The sequence below is a fragment of the Ligilactobacillus murinus DSM 20452 = NBRC 14221 genome (genome assembly GCF_001591685.1).
Taxonomy (GTDB): Bacteria; Bacillota; Bacilli; order Lactobacillales; family Lactobacillaceae; genus Ligilactobacillus; species Ligilactobacillus murinus.
Genome location: NZ_BCVJ01000110.1, coordinates 1 through 1,397, shown reverse-complemented (window position 1 = coordinate 1,397; position 1,397 = coordinate 1). Strand labels below are relative to the sequence as shown.

Genomic DNA, 1,397 nt, shown 5'->3' with positions numbered 1-1,397 from the left:
TACGTTTCATCCATTTTCCATGGATAAAAGGATTTTTTATTTTTCTTTTTCCAAATTTGATAGAGTAGTTTGCCATATTCTTGCACCCAACGATAAATCGTCGTATGAGAAACGTTAATGCTACGATCATATAAGATTTTTTGAACTTCACGATAGCTAAGGTTATAACGAAGATAGTAGCCCACGGCTACAATAATCACATCCTGCTGAATTGCTTTCCTTTAAAATGATTCATCGTCATTCCTCCTGCTATCTTTTTCTATTATTCTACCTTATTTGATAGTAGATTTAAAACTTTGCAACAGAACCAGTTGGTATATACGTATACATTGGGTACTATTATTTTAAAAGACGGGACTTTTGAAAATGATTAAATTTGGGGGCTATCTTAACATAATATGGTAATGATCGCTTCAGACAAACCATCATGATAGAAAAAAAGCAGCGTGCTTATTAAAAACGCTGCTTAATTATCTGTTTGTTGGAGATATTTGATATAATTTGTGCCCCATTCTTCGATGCTGTCGAGGACTTTTTTGAAAGCCTCTCCTTGTGGGCTCAAGTAATATTCGACTCGTGGGGGGACCTCTGGATAGACTTGACGTTTTATCAATTTATCTTTTTCTAATTGCCGTAATTGTTTGGTGAGCGTGGTTTCGGCAATATCGGGGAGTAATTTTTTTAGCTGTCCGAAACGTTTAGGTCCATCTTTTAAAAAGAATAAAACTAAAACGGCCCATTTTCCAGAAACAACTCGACTTGTAGTCGTGAAAGGACATATCATAAATAAAGGATCGCGTTCATTAGACATATTAGATAATTTTTTCTCCTTTCTTTTTGTTGTTGATAGTGAATACTAGCGAAAAAGTTAGTAGCTTCACTTAAATATAGTACTTTAAATTATTTACTGATTTTATTATATTAAAATAGTAGAACGTTTTCAAAAAAGAAATATTTTGGAGGATAACATATGAGTAATCTAGATGTGTTTAACGCTTACAACGAAGCTTTGATAGCAGGGGATTTTGAAGCAGTTTTTAAAACGATGGCAGATGATATCGTTTGGCATCAACCAGGCAAAAATAAATTATCAGGCAAGATCGTGGGCAAAGAAGTTTTAGGAGCTCATTTAGCAAAATTTGGAGCTTCAACAAATGGTACGTTTAGAGTTTTGACCAACTGGGTCTCTGATAATGATGATCTGGTAGCAGCCAATGTTACTTTTAAAGCTGAACGTGAAAATGGTGATGATCTTGATATGAATGGGATCGACCTTTTCAAGATCAAGGATGGTAAGATCGTTGAAGTTTGGCTATTTTCAAGCGATCAAGCTAAAGAAGATATTTACTGGGATAAATAATAAGACTAAAGAGGCTGTGATATAAGTCTTTAAAATA

2 protein-coding genes and 1 pseudogene are annotated in these 1,397 nt (G+C 34.1%); 1 reads left to right on the top strand and 2 read right to left on the bottom strand.

Annotation, left to right across the window (positions count from 1 at the left end; all coding sequences use genetic code 11):
• A pseudogene (locus tag LMU01S_RS10375) lies at positions 1-235 on the bottom strand (transposase domain-containing protein); the annotation flags it as partial.
• 231 nt (positions 236-466) lie between these two features.
• Positions 467-811: a winged helix-turn-helix transcriptional regulator gene (locus LMU01S_RS09980; protein ID WP_004050430.1), complete on the bottom strand. Its 345-nt coding sequence runs from the start codon at positions 809-811 to the stop codon at positions 467-469.
• A 159-nt stretch (positions 812-970) separates the two neighbouring features.
• Here LMU01S_RS09980 and LMU01S_RS09975 point away from each other — a divergent pair, with 159 nt between their 5' ends.
• Positions 971-1,360 carry a nuclear transport factor 2 family protein gene (locus LMU01S_RS09975; RefSeq protein ID WP_056960059.1) on the top strand — a complete coding sequence of 130 codons (390 nt, stop codon included), beginning with the start codon at positions 971-973 and terminating at the stop codon, positions 1,358-1,360.
• Positions 1,361-1,397: the final 37 nt, after the last annotated feature.